We start from the raw sequence: 1,153 nt of genomic DNA on the forward strand, positions 1-1,153 counted from the left end.
GATCATTTAGCGCAATGAATGATTAGTGAAGACGTGGCTCACTCTTCGGGAATTTCTCTGCCTTGTTTAACAAGATGCTTAATGGTTGCGTAGTCATAATATCCTGCCGCAACTTGTTTAGCGTATTCAATACGTTGTAATGCAACTGCCTTTTCAAACATTGCGCTTTTTACGGATATAGCCAAAAAGTGGTCTAGTTCTGCTAGCTCTTCTGCCGTCCTGTCAACAGTAAACAGATATCGGCGCTCATGATGTTCAATAGCACCAACAAGAAATGCGGCACGGTCTGCAATATTATGTAAGGGTTTATCACCCAGTAGACTGTTACATTGTGGACAGGACGGTACGGTGTGACGACGATCGTAGTGTCTCACTCCGCCTCTCCAGGCAACCGAAACCACATGATCACGAACGATACCTGAGCGATGGTCGCCACAATAGATGCACCGTGGTCGATCTGAATCATGCTGATTAATATTTAATGTTGATACTGAGGTAAATTCTTCTCGTACGTAAGGGACGGGTTTTTTCCTTTTAGCTCTACTTGCAATTACAGCCTTCATTGCTTCGTCCGGTAACGGCTCATCTTCTATTATTCTTGCTCTTTTTGTCGGGCTTTTTGCAGCCTTTGATAGTAGGTCTGCAGCAAGTGAGCTAGCTTTTGGTGCGAAGTTTTCCGATTTAGAGAGAACATCTGCTTTTGATTTTTGGAAACCAATTGAGGTTTCTTTGGGGCCTGGTGCTTGAGCTGGATTATGCTGTTTTGTCAGAGTTGGCGAGATTGGATTGGCAACGTAGGAGTATTTGTTAAAAACTTCATGAAAGTTGAGATTACAGGTGAACTCATCTTCATTAAAGCGACTATGGAAGTGCCCCAAAGCTTGCTTCTTGCTGTGGAAAAACATTAGCCCCCCTTTCTATTGTCAGGCAACTAACCTTGCTTATGAAATGTGTAATCAAGCGAGCGTACATTCGCATACATGAAATGTCTATTAGCCTTCACACGCGAGGACTGTCTAGGCCGAGAACGGATAAAATGCCTGCCGCCATTTTGCCGCCACTACTAAAGAAAAAGGGGCTACGCTTTCACGTAACCCCTTGTTTTATTTGGTGGAGCTGGCGGGAGTTGAACCCGCGTCCGAAATTTCTACAT

At 44.2% G+C, this 1,153-nt stretch carries 1 protein-coding gene; it reads right to left on the bottom strand.

Going from position 1 to position 1,153, the window contains the following annotated elements:
• Nucleotides 1–38 precede the first annotated feature (38 nt).
• Nucleotides 39–905, bottom strand: coding sequence for an HNH endonuclease (locus HP459_RS23035; RefSeq protein WP_171936935.1), 867 nt, complete (start codon nucleotides 903–905; stop codon nucleotides 39–41).
• Nucleotides 906–1,153: the final 248 nt, after the last annotated feature.

The organism is Enterobacter sp. CM29 (assembly GCF_013179605.1).
Taxonomy (GTDB): Bacteria; Pseudomonadota; Gammaproteobacteria; order Enterobacterales; family Enterobacteriaceae; genus Enterobacter; species Enterobacter intestinihominis.

Coding starts and splice junctions, on each gene's coding strand:
- HP459_RS23035 (WP_171936935.1), bottom strand. CDS start 905: ATGTTTTTCCACAGCAAGAAGCAAGCTTTGGGGCACTTCCATAGTCGC.